The sequence below is a fragment of the Anaerophaga thermohalophila str. Valhall genome (genome assembly GCF_000250735.1).
Lineage (GTDB): Bacteria > Bacteroidota > Bacteroidia > Bacteroidales > Marinilabiliaceae > Anaerophaga > Anaerophaga thermohalophila_A.
In genome coordinates this window covers 1-1,021 of sequence record NZ_AHZV01000290.1, presented here as the reverse complement: position 1 = coordinate 1,021, position 1,021 = coordinate 1, and the positions used below count along the sequence as shown (strand labels likewise).

2 protein-coding genes are annotated in these 1,021 nt (G+C 39.2%); both read left to right on the top strand.

Annotated features, from left to right (window positions below; all coding sequences use genetic code 11):
- Positions 1–292 (top strand): transposase (locus tag OQ5_RS0115025; protein ID WP_016778269.1); only part of this gene is annotated, 292 nt, incomplete at its 5' end.
- A partial coding sequence (locus tag OQ5_RS22050; RefSeq protein WP_016778268.1) for a DDE-type integrase/transposase/recombinase occupies positions 289–1,021 on the top strand: 733 nt, incomplete at its 3' end. The genes OQ5_RS0115025 and OQ5_RS22050, both read left to right, overlap by 4 nt.

Here is a 1,021-nt window from a genome sequence, read left to right as displayed (position 1 = left end):
AGCAAAACGCAAATTTACACCCGAGAAAAAGCTTGAAATTCTGCGAGAAGCAGAGCAAGAAGGCTTAGAAAAAACACTTCGCAAGCATCATCTTGCTCGGTCATTGTATTACCGCTGGAAGAATGCCTTTAATTCACAGGGGATTGATGGGCTTCAGCCCAAATACAAGAAGACAGACCCCAAAGTGCGTAAAATGGAAAAAGAAAATGAACGATTGCGCAAAATCATTTCCAACATGGCTTTGGAGATTGAAGTCAAAGATGAGCTTTTAAAAAAAAGTCAATCCCGATGAAGCTAAAAAAGCAAGTCATTCAATTGTTTAAAGATCGTGTGCCAATGACCTCGCTGGCCAAATGGGTTGGAGCTTCTCGCAGCAGTTTGTATTACCGGAATAAATCGGGTAAAAGAGGCCGAAAACCAACAACTGTTACTGAGAAAGCAGATGGTTCGGTAGTAAGCAATCAACATGTGATTAACACATTGGTTAATGAAGTTTATGGAGCTCACGAATTTAATCGTTATGGTTATATATTAAGTACCTGCGAGTTAAGGAGCATGGGATTTAAAATCAATCCGAAAAAAGTGTATCGTCTGATGAAAGAAAGTGGTTTATTGCTTAGCAAAATTAAATCGGGTCCATCACAAAGACAGTGGGTTCAGTGGCGTAAAATAGAGGGAGCCATGCCACTGGACTATATTTGTATGGATATCAAACATGTCTATATTCATGATGAGAAACGCTTTGCCTATCTTTTGGCCATAATAGATGTTGCAACCAGATATGTTTTATCCTGGTCACTACGCTATACTATGAAGCATTCGCATGTCATTATGTGCCTGCATGAAGTCGTTAAAAATTATCCTTCTAAAGAAATTATGCTTCGTACGGACAATGGCAGCCAATTTATTGCAAATGGGCTAAAAGAGTATCTGGAAGACAAAAATCTGACACACGAATTCACCCATGTTGCCACTCCTGAGGAAAACTCATATGTAGAAAGCTTGTTCTCAAATGTTGAGA